Source organism: Pseudomonas sp. NPDC088885 (assembly GCF_044750025.1).
Taxonomy (GTDB): Bacteria; Pseudomonadota; Gammaproteobacteria; order Pseudomonadales; family Pseudomonadaceae; genus Aquipseudomonas; species Aquipseudomonas rustica.
On the sequence record NZ_JBIVJB010000264.1, the window covers coordinates 1 to 1,063 of the forward strand.

Sequence of the window (1,063 nt, forward strand, 5' to 3'; positions counted from 1 at the left end):
AATGCCAGTGTGGTCGACAGTGCCTATGAAGCGGCAGGCGCAACCATTGGCAGTGCCAATGACGCGTTTGGCGCCGAGCTGATTCTCAAAGTGGTCGCGCCAAGCGATGCCGAACTGACGCTGATCAAGCGCGGTACGGTGTTGGTCGGCATGCTCAACCCGTTCAACAACGAAACCATCGCGAAGATGGCCGAGTGCGGCATTACCGCGTTCGCCCTCGAAGCGGCGCCGCGCACCTCGCGCGCGCAGAGTCTCGATGTGTTGTCGTCGCAAGCGAACATTGCCGGCTATAAGGCTGTGTTGCTGGCCGCTCACCACTATCCGCGCTTCATGCCAATGCTGATGACCGCTGCGGGCACCGTGAAAGCGGCGCGCGTGCTGATTCTTGGCGCCGGTGTGGCCGGGTTGCAGGCGATCGCCACGGCGAAACGTCTGGGTGCGGTGATCGAGGCGTCTGACGTGCGTCCGGCGGTGAAAGAGCAGATCGAATCCCTCGGGGCGAAGTTCGTCGACGTGCCGTACGAGACCGATGAAGAGCGCGAATGCGCCGTCGGTGTCGGCGGTTACGCGCGACCAATGCCAGCCAGCTGGATGCAGCGTCAAGCGCAGGCCGTGCACGAGCGCGCCAAGCAAGCTGACATCGTCATCACCACCGCGCTGATTCCGGGCCGCAAGGCACCTACGCTGTTGAGCGCGGACACCGTGGCGCAGATGAAACCGGGTTCGGTGGTCATCGACCTCGCCGCTGCTCAGGGTGGCAACTGCCCGCTGACCGTGGCTGATCAGGTCGTGGTCGAGAATGGCGTGACCATTTGCGGCCCGACCAATCTGGCCGGCGAAGTCGCTGCAGACGCTTCGGCACTGTACGCACGCAACCTGCTGGACTTCCTCAAGCTGGTCTTCACCAAAGAAGGTCAGTTCGACGTCAACCTCGAAGACGACATCGTCGCCGCGTGCCTGATGTGCCGCGACGGCCAAGTCATCCGCAAAAACTGATATGAAGTGATTCTTTTTTTGTAAGAGTTTATGTCGAGGGGTATATATATGTTGTTGATGTTTGTTT

1 protein-coding gene is annotated in these 1,063 nt (G+C 60.7%); it reads left to right on the forward strand.

What is annotated here, in order from left to right:
- The coding region (locus ACIP1X_RS29110) for an NAD(P) transhydrogenase subunit alpha (protein ID WP_400756005.1) at positions 1–996 on the forward strand (996 nt) is incomplete at its 5' end.
- Positions 997–1,063 lie beyond the last annotated feature (67 nt).